The sequence below is a fragment of the Mycobacterium senriense genome, from assembly GCF_019668465.1.
GTDB classification, from domain to species: domain Bacteria; phylum Actinomycetota; class Actinomycetes; order Mycobacteriales; family Mycobacteriaceae; genus Mycobacterium; species Mycobacterium senriense.
Window position 1 is genome coordinate 5,545,160 of the sequence record NZ_AP024828.1, and the last position, 19,461, is coordinate 5,564,620.

General features: G+C 69.6%; 18 protein-coding genes. 4 read left to right on the plus strand and 14 right to left on the minus strand.

From position 1 onward, the window contains the following. Positions 1-99: 99 nt before the first annotated feature. Positions 100-2,610: an FtsK/SpoIIIE family DNA translocase gene (locus MTY59_RS25900; protein ID WP_415823020.1), complete on the minus strand. Its 2,511-nt coding sequence runs from the start codon at positions 2,608-2,610 to the stop codon at positions 100-102. Between the two features lie 170 nt (positions 2,611-2,780). On the opposite strand from MTY59_RS25900, the gene MTY59_RS25905 reads away from it, so the two are divergent. Genes MTY59_RS25905 through MTY59_RS25915 form a run of 3 tightly spaced genes read left to right on the plus strand, consistent with a single transcriptional unit; the run spans position 2,781 to position 4,803 of the window. Next, positions 2,781-3,095 carry a putative quinol monooxygenase gene (locus MTY59_RS25905; protein WP_221043678.1) on the plus strand — a complete coding sequence of 105 codons (315 nt, stop codon included), beginning with the start codon at positions 2,781-2,783 and terminating at the stop codon, positions 3,093-3,095. Then, a complete protein-coding gene (locus MTY59_RS25910; RefSeq protein WP_221043679.1) occupies positions 3,095-3,925 on the plus strand; it encodes a mycofactocin-coupled SDR family oxidoreductase in 831 nt (276 codons plus the stop codon). The genes MTY59_RS25905 and MTY59_RS25910 overlap by 1 nt, the downstream gene beginning before the upstream one ends. A 5-nt stretch (positions 3,926-3,930) precedes the next feature. Beyond that, positions 3,931-4,803: an SAM-dependent methyltransferase gene (locus MTY59_RS25915; RefSeq protein WP_221043680.1), complete on the plus strand. Its 873-nt coding sequence runs from the start codon at positions 3,931-3,933 to the stop codon at positions 4,801-4,803. Positions 4,804-4,807: 4 nt separating this feature from the next. Here the strand turns inward: MTY59_RS25915 and MTY59_RS25920 are convergent, their stop codons facing one another. From MTY59_RS25920 to MTY59_RS25960, 9 genes are all read right to left on the minus strand, one after another. After that, positions 4,808-6,484, minus strand: a complete 1,677-nt coding sequence (locus MTY59_RS25920) for a ribonuclease J (protein ID WP_221043681.1) — start codon at positions 6,482-6,484, stop codon at positions 4,808-4,810. A 19-nt stretch (positions 6,485-6,503) separates the two neighbouring features. Continuing rightward, positions 6,504-7,406 (minus strand): 4-hydroxy-tetrahydrodipicolinate synthase, encoded by a 903-nt coding sequence (gene dapA, locus MTY59_RS25925; RefSeq protein ID WP_221043682.1) that lies wholly within the window; start codon positions 7,404-7,406, stop codon positions 6,504-6,506. A 72-nt stretch (positions 7,407-7,478) separates the two neighbouring features. Further along, entirely contained in the window at positions 7,479-8,231 is a 753-nt protein-coding gene (thyX, locus tag MTY59_RS25930) for an FAD-dependent thymidylate synthase (protein ID WP_221043683.1), read from the minus strand. A 20-nt stretch (positions 8,232-8,251) separates the two neighbouring features. Further along, positions 8,252-9,304: a restriction endonuclease subunit S gene (locus MTY59_RS25935; RefSeq protein ID WP_221043684.1), complete on the minus strand. Its 1,053-nt coding sequence runs from the start codon at positions 9,302-9,304 to the stop codon at positions 8,252-8,254. Continuing rightward, the gene (locus MTY59_RS25940) at positions 9,301-10,707 is read right to left on the minus strand and encodes a class I SAM-dependent DNA methyltransferase (RefSeq protein WP_221043685.1); all 1,407 of its coding nucleotides are present in this window, start codon (positions 10,705-10,707) and stop codon (positions 9,301-9,303) included. The genes MTY59_RS25935 and MTY59_RS25940 overlap by 4 nt, the downstream gene beginning before the upstream one ends. Further along, on the minus strand, positions 10,707-11,957 hold the full coding sequence (locus tag MTY59_RS25945; protein ID WP_221043686.1) for a winged helix-turn-helix domain-containing protein: 1,251 nt from the start codon (positions 11,955-11,957) through the stop codon (positions 10,707-10,709). The genes MTY59_RS25940 and MTY59_RS25945 overlap by 1 nt, the downstream gene beginning before the upstream one ends. Before the next feature lie 26 nt (positions 11,958-11,983). Next, positions 11,984-12,718 (minus strand): cell division protein DivIVA, encoded by a 735-nt coding sequence (locus tag MTY59_RS25950; RefSeq protein WP_221043687.1) that lies wholly within the window; start codon positions 12,716-12,718, stop codon positions 11,984-11,986. Positions 12,719-12,791: 73 nt separating this feature from the next. After that, positions 12,792-13,316: a dihydrofolate reductase gene (locus tag MTY59_RS25955; protein WP_221043688.1), complete on the minus strand. Its 525-nt coding sequence runs from the start codon at positions 13,314-13,316 to the stop codon at positions 12,792-12,794. Between the two features lie 61 nt (positions 13,317-13,377). Beyond that, a complete protein-coding gene (locus MTY59_RS25960; RefSeq protein ID WP_221043689.1) occupies positions 13,378-14,178 on the minus strand; it encodes a thymidylate synthase in 801 nt (266 codons plus the stop codon). Positions 14,179-14,276: 98 nt separating this feature from the next. Here MTY59_RS25960 and MTY59_RS25965 point away from each other — a divergent pair, with 98 nt between their 5' ends. Then, on the plus strand, positions 14,277-15,026 hold the full coding sequence (locus tag MTY59_RS25965; RefSeq protein WP_221043690.1) for a dienelactone hydrolase family protein: 750 nt from the start codon (positions 14,277-14,279) through the stop codon (positions 15,024-15,026). On the opposite strand, the gene MTY59_RS25970 is transcribed toward MTY59_RS25965, so the two are convergent. From MTY59_RS25970 to MTY59_RS25985, 4 genes are all read right to left on the minus strand, one after another. Continuing rightward, a complete protein-coding gene (locus MTY59_RS25970; protein WP_221043691.1) occupies positions 15,015-16,229 on the minus strand; it encodes a glycosyltransferase in 1,215 nt (404 codons plus the stop codon). The two genes, MTY59_RS25965 and MTY59_RS25970, sit on opposite strands and share 12 nt — an antisense overlap. Before the next feature lie 151 nt (positions 16,230-16,380). Further along, complete coding sequence (locus MTY59_RS25975; RefSeq protein WP_221043692.1) at positions 16,381-17,484, minus strand: acyl-CoA dehydrogenase family protein; 1,104 nt, start codon at positions 17,482-17,484, stop codon at positions 16,381-16,383. Then, a complete protein-coding gene (locus tag MTY59_RS25980; RefSeq protein WP_221043693.1) occupies positions 17,481-18,671 on the minus strand; it encodes an acyl-CoA dehydrogenase family protein in 1,191 nt (396 codons plus the stop codon). The genes MTY59_RS25975 and MTY59_RS25980 overlap by 4 nt, the downstream gene beginning before the upstream one ends. Beyond that, on the minus strand, positions 18,668-19,450 hold the full coding sequence (locus MTY59_RS25985) for an SDR family oxidoreductase (protein WP_221043694.1): 783 nt from the start codon (positions 19,448-19,450) through the stop codon (positions 18,668-18,670). Before MTY59_RS25985 ends, MTY59_RS25980 begins: the two co-directional genes overlap by 4 nt. Between the last annotated feature and the right edge of the window lie 11 nt (positions 19,451-19,461).

A 19,461-nucleotide genomic window follows, 5' to 3' on the forward strand; every position in this document is an offset into this window, starting at 1 on the left:
GGCGCAGCGGGTCGCCGCCATCGGAGTAGCGGCGATCGCAAGCGCGGCGTAGCCGGGCGCAGCGGGTCGCCGCCATCGGAGTAGCGACGACCGCGCGCGCTAGTCCTCGGGGTCTCCCCCGTCGGCGTTGGCGCCACCGCGGATCAGCGCCAGCGTGCCGGCCAGCTCGTCGGGCTTGACCAGCACCTCGCGCGCCTTCGAGCCCTCCGACGGCCCGACGATGCCGCGGGTCTCCATCAGGTCCATCAGCCGGCCGGCCTTGGCGAAGCCGACGCGCAGCTTGCGCTGCAGCATCGACGTCGACCCGAACTGGCTGGACACCACCAGCTCCACGGCCTGCAGGAACACGTCCATGTCGTCGCCGATGTCCGGGTCGACGTCAGTGCGCTCGCCGGTGGGCTTGGCGGTGGTGACGCCCTCGGTGTACTCGGGCTCGGCCTGGTCCTTGCAGGCGGCCACGACGGCCTGAATCTCCTCGTCGGTGATGTAGGCGCCCTGCAGCCGGATCGGCTTGCCCGCGCCCATCGGCAGGAACAGGCCGTCGCCCATGCCGATCAGCTTCTCGGCGCCGGCCTGGTCCAGGATGACGCGGCTGTCGGTCAGCGACGACGTGGCGAACGCCAGCCGCGACGGCACGTTGGTCTTGATCAGACCGGTGACCACGTCCACCGACGGGCGCTGGGTGGCCAGCACCAGGTGAATGCCCGCGGCGCGCGCCTTCTGGGTGATCCGCACGATGGCGTCCTCGACATCGCGCGGCGCCGTCATCATCAGGTCGGCCAACTCGTCGACGATCGCCACCACATACGGGTAGGGGCGGTACTCGCGCTGGCTGCCCAGCGGCGCGGTGATGGCACCGGAGCGGACCTTCTCGTTGAAGTCGTCGATGTGACGCACCCGGGACGCCTGCATGTCCTGGTAGCGCTGCTCCATCTCCTCCACCAACCACGCCAGCGCGGCCGCCGCCTTCTTGGGCTGGGTGATGATCGGGGTGATCAGATGCGGAATGCCTTCGTACGGTGTGAGTTCCACCATCTTCGGGTCGATCAGGATCATCCTGACCTCTTCCGGGGTGGCCCGCGCCAGCAGCGACACCAGCATCGAGTTGACGAAGCTGGACTTACCGGATCCGGTCGAGCCGGCGACCAGCAGGTGCGGCATCTTGGCCAGGTTGGCCGAGATGAAGTCGCCCTCGATGTCCTTGCCGAGCCCGATGATCAGCGGGTGGTGGTCGCGCCGGGTCGACGGGGCGGTGAGCACATCGGCCAGCCGCACCATTTCCCGGTCGGTGTTGGGCACCTCGATGCCCACGGCCGACTTGCCCGGGATCGGGGCCAGCATGCGCACGCTCTCAGTGGCCACCGCGTACGCGATGTTCTTCTGCAGCGCGGTGATCTTCTCGACCTTCACGCCCGGCCCCAGCTCGACCTCGTAGCGGGTGACGGTCGGCCCGCGGGTGCAGCCGGTGACGGCGGCGTCCACCTTGAACTGGGTCAGCACCTCGGTGATGGCGTCGGCCATCACGTTGTTGGCGGCGCTGCGCTTCTTGGGCGGATCCCCCGCCACCAGCAGGCTCAGCGAGGGCAGCGTGTAGGGGCCCTCGACGACCCGGTCCAGTTCGACGGTGTCGTGCTTGTCCGCCGACCGCCCGCGCTTGCGGCCCCGCGTCGCGGCGGGCTGGATTGCGGGCTCGGGCACGGTGGGAATGTCGTCCTGCAGCGCGGCCTGGGCATCGTCGTCCGGCGACCATGCCGGTGGCGCCTCGTCCGGGACGGAGGACGCGTCGTCGTGATAGCCGGCGGGCTCCGCCTCGGCGTCGTCGTCGAACTCGTCCGCGTAGTCGTAGGGCTCGTCGTCGTAGTCCTCGTCGACGAAGCGGGTGTGGAACAGGTTGCGCATCACCACGGGCAGCTCTCGGATGGTGGTGCCGGTCAGCAGCAACAGGCCGAACATGAAGCCGATGAACAACAACGGCGCGGCGATCCAGGGCGTCAGCCCGTCCGAAAGCGGCCCGCCGATCGCGAAGCCGATGAAACCGGCCGCGCGGCGGCGCGCTTCGGGGTCTCCCGGCGAGCCGGACCACAGGTGGCGCAAACCGAGCACCGACAGCGTGATCAGGCTGGCGCCCAGGATCAGCCGGGGACGCACGTCCGGGTTGGGCTCGGTGCGCATCAGGGTCACCGCCACCGCGGCGGTGGCGACCGGCAACGCCAGCACGCCCGCACCGATGAAGGTCCGCAGCAGCGTGTCGACCCATGTGCCGACCGGGCCTGCGGCGTGGAACCACGAGCTCGCTGCGACCACCACGGAAAATCCCAGCAACAGCAGCGCGATGCCGTCGCGGCGATGCCCGGGATCGATGTCGTGCGCGCGACCGATCGACCGGGCCGCGGTGCCGGTACCCCGGGCGGCCATCAACCAGACGGCGCGCGCGGCGCGGCCGCAGGTCAGCCCGGCGCCGACCAGCGGCGCGTGATTACGCCGTCTGGCGGGCTTGCTGACCTTCTTGCGGGGCGCCGCCGGACGCCCACCCCGGGACCCGCTGGCGCGCGAAGTGGCCTTTGACCTGCTCGTTCGGCTTCCGGAGCGGGCGGCGGTCTTACTGGGCATGACGGCAAGCGTAGTCGCAACGGCATCATCTACACCACCCGCCACACTGGTAACGATCCGGCTTGTCGGGCATGGGGCCAATCGGCCGTCAAATCGCGTGAGTAGGGTGACATTCGGTTGCGAGAAGTCGTGCTCGTCACCTACCCTCACCGCGCCCCAGGAGGCCATCAATGCCCGTTGTCGTCGTCGCCACCATGACTGTCAAGCCTGAGTCGGTCGACACCGTTCGCGACATCCTGACGCGGGCGGTCGAAGAAGTGCACGACGAGCCGGGCTGCCAGATCTACTCGCTGCACCAGTCGGGCGAGACCTTCGTCTTCGTCGAGCAGTGGGCCGACGCCGAGGCGCTCAAGGCGCACAGCACCGCGCCCGCGGTCACCAAGATGTTCACCGCGGCCGGCGAGCACCTGGACGGCCCCCCCGACATCAAGATGCTGCAGCCGGTCCCGGCGGGCGACCCGGCCAAAGGACAGTTGCGGCCCTGATGGCCCACTCGTCGCAAGGGCCCCTGAAGGGCAAGGTCGCCTTCATCACCGGCGCGGCGCGCGGCCAGGGCCGCGCGCACGCGGTGCGGCTGGCCGCCGACGGCGCGGACATCATCGCCGTCGACCTGTGCGACCAGATCGCCAGCGTCCCCTACTCGCTGGCCACCGCCGACGACCTGGCGGCCACCGTCAAGCTGGTGGAAGACACCGGCGCCCGCATCGTGGCCCGGCAGGGCGACGTCCGCGACCGCGACTCGCTCGCTGCGGCGCTGCAGGCGGGGCTGGACGAGTTCGGCCGCCTGGACATCGTGGTGGCCAACGCCGGGATCGCCCCCATGCAATCCGGCGACGACGGCTGGCACGACGTCATCAACGTCAACCTGACCGGCGTCTACCACACCATCAAGGTCGCGATACCCACGATGGTCAAGCAGGGCACCGGCGGGTCGATCGTGCTGATCAGTTCGAGCGCGGGGCTGGCCGGGGTCGGCAGCCCGGACGCCGGTTCCGTCGGCTACGCCGCAGCCAAGCACGGGGTGGTCGGGCTGATGCGGATCTACGCGAATCTGCTTGCCGGGCAGATGATCCGGGTCAACTCCATCCATCCGTCCGGCGTCGAGACGCCGATGATCAACAACGAGTTCACCCGCGAGTGGCTGGCCAAGATGGCCGCCGCGACGGACACGCCGGGAGCCATGGGCAACGCCATGCCGGTGGAGGTGCTGGACGTCGAGGATATCGCGAACGCGGTGGCGTGGCTGGTGTCCGACCAGGCGCGTTACATCACCGGTGTGACCTTGCCGGTCGACGCGGGATTCCTGAACAAGTAGCCGCCATGGCACGAAACCCGGTTGCGCAGACTGCATTTGGCCCGATGGTGCTGGCCGCCGTCGAGCAGAACGAGCCGCCCGGACGCCGCCTGGTCGACGACGACTTCGCCGAGCTCTTCCTGCCCGGGCCGCTGCGGTGGCTCGTCAACGCGACCCGGTTCGCGCCGGTTCGCCGGCTGATGATTCGCGGCTCGGAGTTCACCGGTCCGGGATTGTGGGCGAATCTGGCCTGCCGCAAGCGCTTTATCGCCGACAAGCTCAAGGAGTCGCTCGACGACATCAACGCCGTCGTCATCCTCGGGGCGGGGCTGGACACCCGCGCCTACCTTTTGACGCGGCGGGTGCGCATCCCGGTGTTCGAGGTCGATCTGCCGGTGAACGTAGCCAGGAAGTTCAAGACGGTGCGCCGGGTGCTCGGCGAGCCGCCACTGTCGGTGCGGTTGGTGGCGTTGAACCTCGAGCATGACGACCTGCTCACCGCGCTCGCCGAACACGGTTATCGCACCGACTACCGGGTGTTCTTCATCTGCGAAGGCGTCACCCAATACCTCACCGAGGCGACGGTGCGGCGCACGCTGGACGGCCTGCGCGCGACCGCACCCGGCAGCCGTTTCGTGTTCACCTACATCCGTAGGGATTTCATCGACGGCACCAACCGGTATGGCACCCGCACGCTGTACCGCACCGTGCGCCAGCGGCGGCAGCTGTGGCATTTCGGCCTGCAGCCCGACGAGGTCGCCACCTTCCTCGGCGAGTACGGCTGGCGGCTGGTGGAGCAGGCCGGCCCCGACGAGCTCGCGCAGCGCTACGTCGAGCCCACCGGCCGCAAACTCAAAACCTCGCAATTGGAGTGGTCGGCCTACGCCGAAAAGATCTAGCCGGTCAGACTTCGATGACGGTCGGCACGATCATCGGCTGCCGGCGGTAGGTTTCGCCCACCCATTTGCCGACGGTGCGCCGCACGCCCTGGGCGATGCGGCTCGGATCGGTGATGTTCTCGGCCAGCAGCGCTTCCAGCTCGGCCTCCACCCTGCGCACGGCGGGCTCGAGCGCCTTGGGATCCTCGGAGAATCCGCGCGACTGCAGGTGCGGCGGGGAGACCGGACGCCCGGTGCCGCGCGCGACCACCACGGTCACCGCCACGAAACCCGACGACAGAATGAGCCGCTCGCCCAAGGTGATATCGCCGACGTCGCCGTCGATCAGGCCGTCGACGAACATCTTGCCGACCGGCACCGCGCCGGCGATCGAGGCCTTACCCGCGACCAGGTCGACGCTCACCCCGTTCTCGGCCAGCAGGATCGACTCCTCCGGCACGCCGGTGCGGGCCGCCAGTTTGGCGTTGGCGCGCAGCATGCGCCACGTCCCGTGCACGGGCATGACGTTGCGCGGCCGAATCCCGTTGTACAGGAACAACAGTTCCCCGGCGTACGCGTGGCCCGAAACATGCACGCGCGCTTGGGCGTTGGTGACGACGCGGGCCCCGATCTTGGCGAGCTCGTCGATGACGCCGTAGACCGCTTCCTCGTTGCCCGGGATCAGCGAAGACGCCAAAACCACCAGGTCACCCGCGGTCAGCGTGATGCTGCGGTGCTCGCCGCGCGACATCCGCGACAGCGCCGACATCGGTTCGCCCTGGGTGCCGGTGGTGATCAGCACCACCCGGTCCGCCGGCATCATCTCGGCGGCGCCGATGTCGATCACGTCCGAGTCGGCAACCCGCAGGAAACCGAGTTCGCGGGCAATGCCCATGTTGCGCACCATGGATCGGCCGACGAACGATACCCGCCGACCCAAAGCTACTGCGGCATCGATGATTTGCTGAACCCGGTCCACGTTGGAGGCGAAACACGCCACGATGACGCGGCCGTCGGCGCCGCGAATCAGGCGGTGCAACGTCGGGCCCACTTCGCTTTCCGATGGCCCGACGCCTGGGTGCTCGGAATTGGTTGAGTCGCATAGGAACAGGTCCACACCCGCGTCGCCGAGCCGGGACATGCCGGGCAGGTCGGTCGGCCGGCCGTCCAGCGGAAGCTGGTCGAGCTTGATATCGCCGGTGTGCAGGATGGTTCCCGCGCCGGTGTGCACGGCGATCGCCAGCGCGTCGGGGATGGAGTGGTTGACGGCGAAGTACTGGCATTCAAATACGCCGTGTGTGCTCTTCTGCCCCTCGGCCACCTCGACGAAGACCGGCTTGAGGCGGTGTTCGCGGCACTTCGCGGCGACCAGTGCGAGGGTGAACTTCGAACCGACCACCGGGATGTCGGGGCGCAGCTTGAGCAGAAACGGGATGCCCCCGATGTGGTCCTCGTGCGCGTGGGTGAGCACCAGGGCCTCGATGTCGTCGAGCCGGTCGGAGATGTGGCGCAGATCCGGCAGGATCAGGTCGACGCCGGGCTCGTCGTGGGTGGGGAACATCACGCCGCAGTCGATGATCAACAGCCGGCCCAGGTGTTCGAAAACCGTCATGTTGCGGCCGATTTCGCTGATGCCGCCGAGAGCGGTGACCCGCAACCCTCCCACGGCCAAGGGGCCTGGCGGGGCGAGGTCTACGTCCACTTCTCGGAAACTCCTCGGGTCAACGCAGCACCGAGGCCGCGCGCATATCGGCGGCCAACGCGTCGAGTTGTTCTGGCGTTGCGGGCATTTGCGGCAACCGTGGATCGCCGACGTCGATGCCCTGCAGGCGCAGGCCCGCCTTGGACATCGTCACGCCGCCCAGGCGGGCCATCGCGTCGCACAGCGGGGCGACGGTGGCGTTGATCTTGCGGGCGGTGGCGATGTCTCCGGAGCTGAAGGCGGACAACATTTCCCGCAGCTGCCCCGCCGCCACGTGAGAGATAACGCTGATGAATCCGGTGGCGCCCATGGCCAGCCACGGCAGGTTCAGCGCGTCGTCGCCGGAGTAGTAGACCAGGCCGGTCTCGGCGATGATCTGGCCACCGCTGTGCAGGTCGGCCTTCGCGTCCTTGATTCCGACGATGTTCGGGTGAGCGGCCAGCGCGCGGATGGTTTCGGGCTGGATCGGTATCACCGAACGCGGCGGTATGTCGTAGAGCAGCACCGGCAACGCGGTCGCGTCGGCGACGGTGGTGAAGTGGGCGATCAGCCCGCTCTGCGGCGGCTTCGAGTAATACGGGGTGACCACCAGCAGCCCGTGCGCGCCCTCGGCCGCGGCGGCCTTGGCCAGCCGGACGCTGTGGGCGGTGTCATAGGTGCCCGCGCCGGCGATGACGCGGGCCCGGTCGCCGACCGCCTCCAGCACGACGCGCAGCAGCTCCCGCTTCTCGTCGTCCGTGGTGGTCGGGGACTCGCCGGTGGTTCCGGAGATCACCAGCCCGTCGCAGCCCGCGTCGACCAGGTGATTGGCCAGCTGGGCGGCCGCGGCGGTGTCAACGGAGCCGTCGGGGCGAAACGGTGTGACCATCGCGGTCAGCACGGTTCCCAACCGCGCTGGGGCGTCAAATCCGACCGTGCTCACGGTGTTCAGGTTACCTGGCGCCGGCAAGGTATTTAGCACCCGCGTGGACGCGCGCCGTTGCGCGTCGACGCGTCAGGCTTCGGTCACCAATGGGCTGGTCGCGACCTCCGTGCCGTCGGCCAGCGTGGAGATCTCGAAGTCGGCGAACACCGCGGGTGCCACACCCGCCAGCTGGCGCAGGCACTCGATCGCGAGCCGCCGGATTTCCACGTCGGCGTGCTCGCTGGCGCGCATGGCGATGAAGTGGCGCCAGGCCCGGTAGTTGCCGGTCACGACGATGCGGGCTTCGGTCGCGTTGGGCAGCACGGCGCGGGCGGCCTGGCGCGCCTGCTTGCGCCGCAGCACCGCATTCGGTTGGTCGGCGAATTTCGCTTCGAGTTTCGCCAGCAATTCGGTGTAGGTGGCGCGGCCGGCGTCGGCGGCCGCGGCCAGGATCTGCCGCAATTCCGGATCGTCTTCCATCCCCGGCGGCACGACCACGTGCGAGTCCTTCTCGGGGACGTAGCGCTGGGACAGCTGCGAATAGGAGAAGTGCCGGTGCCGGATCAGCTCGTGGGTGCACGATCGCGAGATGCCGGTGATGTAGAACGACACGCTCGCGTGTTCGAGCACCGAAAAGTGGCCGACGTCGATGATGTGCTTGATGTAGCCGGCGTTGGTCGCGGTCTTGGGGTTGGGTTTCGACCAGCTTTGATAGCAGGCCCGGCCGGCGAACTCGACCAGCGCGGGGCCGCCGTCGGCGTCGGTGCTCCACGGCACGTCCGGGGGCGCCAAGAAGTCGGTCTTGGCGATCAGTTGCACGCGCAGCGGCGCGATCTCGGCCACGGCGCTCACCTTAGCTGGCCTTACTGGATCCGCACCGTGCCGGACACCAGCGACGGCAGCAGCGCGTCGCGGAGCCCCGCCAGCCGCGCGCTTTCGGTGCGGCGCGCGTGACACAGCGCACCCAGGCCGGTGAGCGTCCGCAGCGCCTCGGGGCTCAACCGGCGCACGTCGGGGACCGACACGTCCAGCAGATCGCGGGGCTGAATTCGCTGATGGCTGCCCGAGGTTCCCGCGGCGCACCGCTGCAGCCGTTGTGAGACGCCGGGTTGCCGCAGCGCCGACCACAGGGCGGAGGAATCGATGCCGACCGGCAGCAGCACGACGAACTCCGTGCTGGCCACCGCCATGTCCGACGGCAGGCCCACCACGTGCCAGATCCGCGGGATCCGCGGGTTCAGCTTGGCGAACAGGACGCACGGCTGGGTGAGGAGCAGCTTGGCGCTGCGCACTTGCGCCGCGCCGACCAGGCGGGGTTTCGCCCCGTCGTCGAACGCGGGGAGGCTGAAGTGGGCGATGCGGGCGTCGAAGTCGCTGACGTTGCGGGTCGCCGTCGACCGGGTGGCCAGGCTCGACAGCCGCACCCGATCCGGTGCCGATTCGGCGACGGCGACCATCAGGCGCTCGGACGCCTCGATCACCCGGTCGTTGGCGGCGATCTTGTCGTCGAACGCGCCCAGCAGTTCGGCGATCCGCCGCCGATCGCGCGCGGGTACGGTCCACACCGGAACCTCGTTCAGGATTCTCTGGTTGAGCAGGGGTTGCCCCGATCCGGATCGATGATCGGCCAGCCGGCAGGTCTGCAGGGCGTAATACCAATACCGGGTCTCTTGCCGGTCTTTGGCGCGGCACACCAGCGCGTTCTCGGTGACCCAGACATCGGACTCGCAGTAGCGCAGGCTGCCGCAGTACGAGCCGACGCGGCCGAGCACGATCAAGGGACCGGTGGCGTTGTGGGCGGCGGCGTAACCGATCGCGCCGTTGGCGCCATAGACGGGGACGCGCCCGTCGGAGTCTCGCGGCGGGGCGCTGCTTCCGGTGCTGAAATCGAGGTGCTCACCCAGGACGGTCTTCACCGCAGCCGCTTCACCTGTTGACGCACCACGTTTTCCGCGCGGGCCGACTCGTCCAGCGCGGCCAGCAGGTCGTCGGTCAACCGCGCGATCTTGGCGTCGACGGGTTCTCCGTCGCCCGGAGTGGTGGGTGCCTGCACGTAGCGTCCCGGCGTCAGCGGGTAGCCCGCGGCCCTGATGACATCCGGCGGCACGGACTGGCAAAAGCCCGGAACATCTTGGTAGGCAATACCTTTGATGTTTGCGGACGCCGCGCCCGACCACGCGTGGTAGGTGTCAGCGATCCGGGTGATCTCCTCGCGGGTCAGGGCGCGCTCGGTCCGATCCACCAGGTAGCCCAGGCCGCGTGCATCGATGAACAGCACCTGCCCCGACCGGTGCGCCTTGTCCATGGCGAAAAACCACAGGCACACCGGTATTCCGGTGCTGCGGAACAGCTGCGTGGGCAGCGCTACCATGCACGACACCAGGTCCGCATCGATGATCCGGGCTCGGATGTCGCCCTCGCCCATCGCGTTGGACGACATCGAGCCGTTGACCATCACCACGCCGGCCGTGCCGCCCGGGGCCAGCTTGGACAGAACGTGCTGAATCCAGGCGTAATTCGCGTTGGTCGCGGGCGGAACGCCGAAGCGCCAGCGCGGGTCGTTTTCATCGCGGGCCCAATCCTTGATGTTGAAGGGCGGATTGGCCAGCACGTAGTCCATCTGCACGCCGGCGTGCAGATCGGTGGCGAGCGTGTCGGCGCACCGCACGCCCAGGCCCGAGTTGTCGATGCCGTGCACGGCGAGGTTCATCTTCGCCATCCGCCAGGTCTGCTCGACGCTTTCCTGCCCGTAGACGGCGACTTTCGCGGGATCGCCGTCGCGTTCGGCGATGAAGTGTTCGGTCTGCACGAACATCCCGCCCGAGCCGCAGCACGGGTCATAGACCCGCCCGCCGGTCGGTTCGAGCACCTCGACGAGCAGCCGCACCACGCTGGGCGGGGTGAAGAATTCGCCGCCCCGGCGCCCTTCCGCCCGGGCGAAATTGCCCAGGAAGTACTCGTACACCTCGCCCATCAGGTCCCCGGCCCGCCCGCCGTCGTCGCCGATTCGTGCGCCGTCGAGCACGGTCACCAGCTCGGCGAGGCGACGCGGGTCGAGGTTTTCGTACAGCCGGGGCAGCGTCCCGGCCAGCGCCGGGTTCGCCGTCATGACGGCGTCCATCGCGTCGTCGGCCAAGCGGCCGAGGCCATCAAATGTGACGTTGTCCACCAACGCTTTCCAGTGCGGTTCGGAGGTGTGCTCGAGGAACACCAACCCCAGGATCACATCCTTGTACTCGCCGGCCGACAGCGCGCCCCGCAGCTTCTCGGCCGCCTTCCACAGCGTGGCCCTGAGCTCCTTGGACGTCGACGCCGGCATCAGCTGACCCGCTTGGCCGCCACGCGCAAATCGCCCGACAGATCGCCGCGCCCGGCGACGCTGAATCTGCCCAGGCCGAGCCAGGACGCCATGGACTCGAGTTCACCGGCCAGCGCCGCGGCGACCCGGGGCGCAGGCGCGTCGGGCTCGCCGAACGCGCCGAGGACCCGCAGCGAGTTGGTGGCGCGGTCGGCCTTGAGATCGACCCGCGCCACCAGCCGCCCGTCCATCAGCAGCGGCCACACGTAGTAGCCGTACTGCCGCTTGGCGGCGGGGGTGTAAATCTCTATGCGGTAATGGAATTCGAACAATCTCTCGACACGCGGGCGGAAGAAGATGAGCGGGTCGAACGGGCACAGCAGCGCGGTGCCGCGGTCGGCGCGGGGCACGGTGCGGCCCGCCCGCAGGTAGGCCGGTGCCGACCACCCGTCGACCTCGACGGGCTCGATGTCGCCGGCGGCCATCAACGCGGCGATCGCAGGCTTGACCTGCTGGGCCGACAGCCGAAAGTAGTCGCGGATGTCGGCCTGGGTCCCCACGCCCAGCGCGGTGGCGGCCCGCAGCGTGAGTTCGCGGATCGCCTCGTCGTCGTCGACCTCGCGGGCCAGCACGGCGGCCGGCAGCACCCGCTCCACCAGGTCGTAGTGGCGAGCGAAGCCCACCCGGGTGGCCGTGGTGAGCACTCCGGCGGAAAACAGCGCCTCGGCCACCCACTTGGTGTCGCTGCGCGTCCACCAGGTGCCCTTCTTCCGGCGTGGCTCGGCGGCCAGATGCGCTTCGATCTGCCCCGCCGTGCTGGGTCCGAGCTCGGCGATGGCGGCGACGATCTCGTCGGCCAGCCGCGGGTTGGCCTTGACGATGTGGGTGCCCCACCGGCCGTGCCGGTACTGGCGCATCCGCCAGCGCAACAGCGGCCAGTCCTTGACGGCCATCAGCGCGGCCTCGTGCGCCCAGTACTCCGCCAGCAGCCGCGACGACCGCGGGCCCCAGGCGGCGCGGTCGAGCACGTCCCGATCGTAGGGGCCAAGCCGGCTGAACACCGGGGCATAGTGCGCGCGCACCGCCACCGAGACCGAATCCAATTGCAGCACTTGGATTCTGGAGATCAGCCGCTTCAGGTGCGCGCGGGTGATCTCGCCACCGGGCCGGGGATCGGTAAATCCTTGGGCCGCAACGGCTATCCGCCGGGCTTGGGCGGCCGACAGCCTGCGGGTTGTCACGGCGCCGAGAATACCTCGTGGGTGCGACAACCCGTGGCGGGCGGGCCGGCGTGGGCTCAGCCCGCGGCGACCTTGCGGTCCAGCGGCTTCAACACACCCTCGTCGTCCGAGTCGTTTCGTTCCTCGTAGGCCGCCTCGAGGGCCTTGGGAACCTCGTCGAGGTCGCGGTACACGCCCATCAGCTGCTCGAGGATCTTGATGCGCTGGGCCGTCGCCTCGTCCACCGCACGCCGGGCCTTGTCCCGGTAGTGGTCGGCACCCTTTTTCGCGTCGCCGAGGAGCTGCTCGCACTCCCGCTCGGCGTCCTGGCGCGCCTTCTCGATCGCCGATTGCGTTTCGGCGCGCATCTCGGCCAGCTCGGCGTCCAGCTTCTCCTTGGTCTCCTCGTACTCGGATTCCAGAGCCTTCTGCTGCGCGGCCATGTCGGCGAGCACCTCGTCGCGCTTTCGCTCCGCGGCTTCGGCCTCGGCCTCGGCCGCCGCGATCAGCGCATCGGCTTCGGCCCGCGCCTCGGCCTGCATCTCGGCCACCTCGTCGACCGCGCGGCTCAGCATTTTCGCCATCCGCTGCTGCACCGCGTGCGGCGACGGCGAGGTGTCCGTGAGCACGGCCACCTCTTTGCGCAGCGCGGCGGTCTGATCGCCGGCTTCCTGCAGCCGCGCCCGTAGGCTCTCGACGTCGTCGAGCAGCAGCTGCTGCTTGGTGGTGAGCATCTCGATGTGGGCATCAACCGCGGCGGCGTCGTAGCCCATGAATTTTCGAGAGAACGTCTTCACGGGTTCGGTTTTCACTGCCAATTCCCCCTTCTCTCCAAACGCGTGGTTGACGCTGTGCGACCCGGCCCCCGAGTCCGAGTATGTCAGGTCAGGCCGTGGGCGCGAACGGGTGCGCGGAGGGCCGCCGATAGCTGTGGAAGCGATACCGCAGCCCCGAGCGGCTGGCCAGCCACTGCCCCGTTTCACCCACCCAAGTGTCGTCCAGCGTCGGCGCCAGCGCATCGTCGTCGTCGCGTCGCAAATCGATTTCGATCTCGGTGACCTCGCAGCGGGTGGCGTACGGCAGCGCCAGCAAATAAATCTGCTCGCCGCCGATCACCCACGTCTCGGCGCCGCCCGCGCCGTGGGCGAGGGCCTCCTCCAGGGTGCCGGCCACCTGCGCGCCGTCGGCGACGAAGCCGGTGTCGCGGGACAGGACGACATTGTGCCGGCCCGGCAGGGGGCGCACCTTCGCCGGTAACGAGTCCCAGGTCCGCCGGCCCATGATCACCGGGTGTCCCACTGTCACCTCTTTGAACCTGGAAAGGTCTTCCGGCACGTTCCAGGGGATGTCGCCACCACGCCCGATGACGCCGGAGGTCGACTGAGCCCACACCAGGCCCACCTCGGTCATACGCGCTACTCCTTGATCCCGGCTTGCGAGCCGCCCGAGCCGGCCTCGTGGCCGGCGCGCTTCATACCGCGACTGGGGCTTTGATCGCCGGATGTGGGTCGTAGCTCTTTACGACGACGTCGTCGTAGGTGTAATCGAAGATCGAATCCCGTTCGCCCAGAACGAGTTCCGGGTACGGCCGGGGGTCGCGGCTCAGCTGCAGCCGCACCTGCTCGACGTGGTTGTCGTAGATGTGGCAGTCCCCGCCCGTCCACACGAACTCGCCGACCGCGAGACCGGACTGGGCGGCCATCATGTGCGTCAGCAGCGCATAGCTGGCGATGTTGAACGGCACACCCAAGAACAGGTCGGCGCTGCGCTGGTAGAGCTGGCAGCTCAGCCGCCCGTCGGCCACGTAGAACTGGAAGAACGCGTGACACGGCGGCAGCGCCATCCGCGGGATTTCGCCGACGTTCCAGGCCGACACGATGATGCGCCGCGAGTCGGGGTCGGTGCGCAGCAGGTCGAGGGCAGCGCTGATCTGATCGACGTGCTCGCCCGACGGGGTCGGCCAGGACCGCCACTGCACACCGTAGATCGGCCCGAGATCGCCTGTGCTGCTTGCCCATTCGTCCCAGATGGTGACGCCATGCTCGTGCAGCCAGGCGACGTTGGAGTCGCCGCGCAGAAACCACAGCAATTCGTAGATCACCGACTTGAGGTGCACCTTCTTGGTGGTGAGCAGCGGGAAGCCGGCCGCCAGGTCATAACGCAGCTGCTGACCGAACAGGCTGCGGGTCCCGGTGCCGGTGCGGTCGGACTTGGCCGTGCCCTGATCGAGCACCAGGCGGAGCAGGTCCTCGTAGGGGGTCGGGATCGGCACGCCGCAAGCTTAGCGGCGATCGCAAGCGCGGCATGGCCGGGCGCGGCGGGTCGGCGCCGATTAATTCGGGTCTGGGCCCACGGAGTAGAACGGGTGCCATGCCGAAGATCATCGACGTCGTCACCACCCCCGATGGCACCTGCACGGTGCACTTGTTCACCCCCGACGGCCCGGAATCCCAAGTCCCGTGGCCCGGTGTGGTCATGTATCCCGACGCCGGCGGCGTGCGCGACACGTTCCAGCAGATGGCCGCCAAGCTGGCCGGCTTCGGCTACGCCGTGCTGCTTCCCGACGTCTACTACCGCACCGCGGACTGGGCGCCGTTCGACATGGCGACCGTCTTCAGCGACAAGAAGGAGCGCGGGCGCCTGTTCTCGATGATCGGCAGCGTGACCCCCGACCGGATGGCCGCCGACGCCGGCGCGTTCTTCGACTATCTGGCCGCGCGCCCGGAGGTGGTCGGCGAGCGATTCGGGGTGTGCGGCTACTGCATGGGCGGCCGGACGTCGCTGATGGTGGCCGGGCGGCTGCCCGACCGGGTGGCCGCGGCGGCGTCCTTCCACGGCGGCGGCCTGGTGACCGACACCGAGGACACCCCGCACCTGCTGGCCGACCGGATGAGCGCCACGGTGTACGTGGGCGGCGCAGAGAACGACGCGTCGTTCACCGCCGGTCACGCCGAGCAGCTCGACAAGGCGCTGACGGCGGCCGGTGTCGAGCACACCATCGAGTGGTATTCGGCCGGCCACGGGTTCGCGGTTCCGGATAACGCGCCGTACAACGCCGCCGCGGCCGAGCGGCATTGGGACGCGATGACGGAGCTGTTCGCGTCGGCGCTACCGCGTTAGCGCGGTCATCAGCAGCGTCGCGGCCACCGCGGTGCCGTCGGTGCGGATCGTGGCGGCCACGGATCTCGCCCGCGCGCAGGTCTGGTCGGTCAGGACCGCCTCGAGCGCGGCCGACAGCGACTCGGTGGTCGGGGCGGGGCCGTCATGGGCGGTGCCGATGCCCAGGTCGCGCACGCGGGTCGCCCAGTAGGGCTGGTCGGCCCCCTGGGGCACCACCACCTGCGGCGCGCCGGCGCGGGCGGCCGTCGTCGTGGTGCCCGCCCCGCCGTGGTGCACGACGGCGGCGACCCTCCCGAACAGCGCCTGGTGGTTGACCTCGCCGACGGCCAGGCAGTCGTCCCGGTCGTCGACCGGGGCCAGGTCGGCCCAGCCGCGCGAGACCACGGCCCGGCGGCCCTGCGCGCGGATCGCCTCGATGGCCGTCCGCGCGACGTCTCGCGAGGCGCGCATCGGCATGCTGCCGAAGCCCACATAGACCGGCGGTGCGCCGGCGTCGAGGAATTGGACCAACTCGGCCGGCAGCGGGCGTTCGTCGCGCAGCAGCCAGGCGCCGGTCTGGACGACGTCGAGGTCGGCGGGCTGCCACGGGTCGAGGATCGGATCGGTCGCCAGCCAAGGGCGGTCGGTCAGCGCATAGTCGCGCAGGTTGTCCAGCGCGGGCAGTCCGATAGCCGCCCGGTGACCGTTGAGCGTCGCGCCGAACGGCTCCTGCATGTGCAGGGCGTCGAGTTGCCACAGCAGCCGGTTGTCGACCGTGCCCGGCGGGAAGGGCCCGTTGGCGTACGTCGGCGGGGGGTGGTGCGGCGACGGCAGGATGGTGGGCTGGTAACTGACGTAGATGTAGCGGATCCCCAGGCTCTCGGCGACCGATCGGGCGGCCGCGGCGGCCGGCGGGAAGCCGGCCACCACCAGCGCGTCGCAGCCCTCGGCCGCGGCGGCCACGGCGTCGAATTGCACGGCGATCAGCCCGTCCAGGTGCCGGCGCAGGTCCGCCTCCGACGGCATCGCCCCGGTCTTCATCGCCCGCAGTGAATCGCCGAACGGCAGCAGCGGCACCCCGACACGGCCCAGTAGCTCGACGAATTCGGCGTCCGGCGGCGCGCTCACCCGCGCGTCGACGCCGAGAGCCCGCAGCTGCACCGCGAGCGCGGCGAGCGGCTCGACGCCGCCGCGCGAGTCGTACGCCGACAGCAACACCCGCATTCGCGCCACTCCCACCTGCCTGGTCGGCAAACCCTATCGCCGGCCGGGCGCCGGGGCGCGAGCCTCGCAGCAAATTCCGGCGCCGCGGCCGGCTTTCGCCAGCGCACGCGTAAAAATCACCGCGAGCTCAAGCATGCGGCGGCGCCGAACCTCAGAACGCCGGCAGGTCCACCAATTCGGCCAGGCGGGCGCGGTGACGGTAGGCGGTGCCGAATGCCAACTGGTCGCTCTTGGCCCGCTTGAGGTACAGGTGGGCCGGATATTCCCAGGTCATCCCAATGCCGCCATGCAGTTGCACGCACTCCTCGGCGGCGTGCACGGCGACATCGCTGCAGTAGGCCTGGGCGATGGCCGCCGCCGCGTCCGCGTCGGTGCCGCCTCCGGCGCAGGCGTCGGCCGCGTAGCGGCCCGCGGCCGTCGCCGCACCGACCTCGAACCACAGGTCGGCCAGCCGGTGCTTGATCGCCTGGTAGGAGCCGATTGTGCGGCCGAACTGCCTGCGCTGCCTGGCGTACTCCAGCGTGGTCTCGAAGCACCATTGGGCGACCCCGAGTTGCTCGGACGCCAGCAGGGCCGCCCCGGTCCGGATGGCTTCGGTGATCGGCGCGCCGCCCGCCCCGACCTGGGACGACGGAGATCCAGAAAACGACACGGCGGCAAGGGGTCTGGTCATGTCCAGCGTGAGCGCCGGGGAGATCTGCACGCCCGCAGCGTCGCGGGCGACGGTGTGCAGCTGGAGCCCGTCGCTCCCGGCGACCGGGACCACCAGCACGTCGGCCGCGTCGGCCCCGGCCACGCTGGTGACCGACCCGCTCAGCCCGTCGGCGCCGCCGCTGACGCACGTGATCGGGTCGCCCGGTGCGCTCGACAGCGGCACCACCAACGCCGCCGTCAGCTCGCCCTGGGCCAGCGCCGAGACGGTCTCGGTGTCACCGGCACGCAGCAGCGCGATCGTGGCGAGGACCGCGCTGGACAGGAACGGCACCGGGGCGACGGCCCGGCCGATCTCCTCCATGACCACGGCGGCCTCGCGGGCGCTGGCGTCGGCGCCGCCCAGCGACTCCGGAACCAGCAGGCCGGCCACGCCCAGCTCGGTGGCCAGCGTGCGCCACACTCCCGAAAAGTCTTGCGGTTGAGGGTCATAGGCGCGCGTGACCGTTTCGGGCGGGCACCGCTCGGCGAACAGCTGACGGACGCCGGACCGCAATGCCTCTTCGGTGTCGGAGTACAGCAGGTCGGCGGTGTGCTCGCTCATCGCGGCAGGTCCTTCCACGCGACGTCCTTGTCGACACGATGTTCACCCGGCAGGCCGAGGATGCGCTCGGAGATGGTGTTGCGCAGGATTTCTGACGTGCCGCCCTCGATCGAGTTGCCGCGCGCCCGCAGGTAGCGGTAGCCGGGCCCGCGACCGACCAGGTCGACCGTCTCGGGCCTGCGCATGGTCCAGTCGTCGTAGTACAACCCGGATTCGCCGTGCAATTCGATCTCGAATCCCGAAATCGCTTGCGCCAGTTTGGCGAAAGCCACCTTCATGCCGGCGCCCTCGGGGCCGGGCTGGCCGGTGGCCGCCTGTTGCCGCAACCGTTCACCGGCGAGCCGAAGAACCTCCGCCTCGACCCACAGCCGCATCAACTGGTCGTGCATCGCGGGGTTGCGCAGTGCGGGCTCGTCGCGCCAGGCCGCGGTGACCTTGCCGATGTGGCCGCCTTCCCGCGGGACGCCGGCACGCGACCCGATGGCGACGCGTTCGTTGTTGAGCGTGGTGGTCGCGACCCGCCAGCCGCCGCCCTCCGGGCCGAGCCGATTGGCATCGGGCACCCGGACGTCGGTGAGGAACACCTCGTTGAATTCCGCCTCGCCGGTGATCTGGCGCAGCGGCCGGATATCGACCCCCGGTTGGGTCAGGTCGCAGAGAAAGTAGGTCAGACCGTGATGCTTCGGCACGGCCGGATCGGTCCGCGCGACCAGGATGGCCATTTGCGCGTGCTGCGCCTGCGAGGTCCACACCTTCTGGCCGTTGACAATCCAGTCGTCGCCGTCTCGCACCGCACGGGTGGCCACCCCGGCCAGGTCGGATCCGGCGCCTGGCTCGCTGAACAGCTGGCAGTAGATCTGTTCACCGGTGAACAACGGGCGCAGGAACTTTCGCTTCTGTTCGTCCGTGCCGAAGGCCGCGATCGTCGGCGCCGCCATGCCCATGCCGATGTAGTTCTTGCGGGTGCCGCCCACCGGCGCGCCGGCGGCGGCCAGCCGCGCATTGACGCGCTCCTGAGCGGTGCGCGGCAGATCCAGGCCGCCGAAACCGTGCGGTAGATGCACCCACGCCAGCCCCGCATCGTATTGTGCGCCAAGGAAATCGCGTGGGTCGCTGGTCACCGGGTCGTGCTCGTCGAGCAGGGCCTGCACCCGTGCGTCCAGGTCGGTCGTATCGACGGCGGTCATTGCCCGCCGCCCGGTGCGGACTGAAATCCCTGTGCGGCACCCAGCAGCAGGCCACCGTCGATCACCATGGTCTCGCCGGTGATCCAGCTCGCGGCGTCGGACACCAGAAAGGCGACGGCCGCGGCCACGTCGATCGGCTCCCCGATGCGGCCCAGCGCGATCGACGACGCCAGCGGGTCCTCGTGGTCCTTCCACAGCGCCTCGGCGAGCCTGGTGCGGACCACACCCGGGCATATCGCATTGACCCTGATGCGCGGCGAAAGTTCCAGCGCCAGTTGCTTGGTGACGTGGATCAGCGCGGCCTTGGTGGCGTTGTACATGCCCATCGCCGGCGATTGATGCATGCCGCCGATGGAGGCCGTGTTGACGATCGTCCCGCCGTGCTCACCCATCCACGACCTGACCACGAGCGAGGTCCACAGCAGCGGTGCCCACAGGTTGACGTCGAAGATCTTGGTGAAGCGGGCGTGATCCTGGTCGATCAGCGGACCGTATGCCGGGTTGGTTCCGGCGTTGTTGATCAGGATGTCGACGCTGCCGAAGCGCTGCAGCGTGAGCTCGACGCAGCGGCGCGCCGCGTCCTCGTCAACCGCGTGGGCGCCCACCCCGAGGGCCTGCTTCCCCACCTGGGCGGCGGCCTCGTCGGCGGCCTCCTGCTTGCGCGCGGTGAGCACCACGTTGGCCCCCGCGGCCGCCAGCTGCTGGGCGATCGACAGCCCGATTCCGCGCGACGCGCCGGTGATGATCGCGGTGCGGCCGGTCAGATCTTGTGAGGTCATGGTGTTGGGCC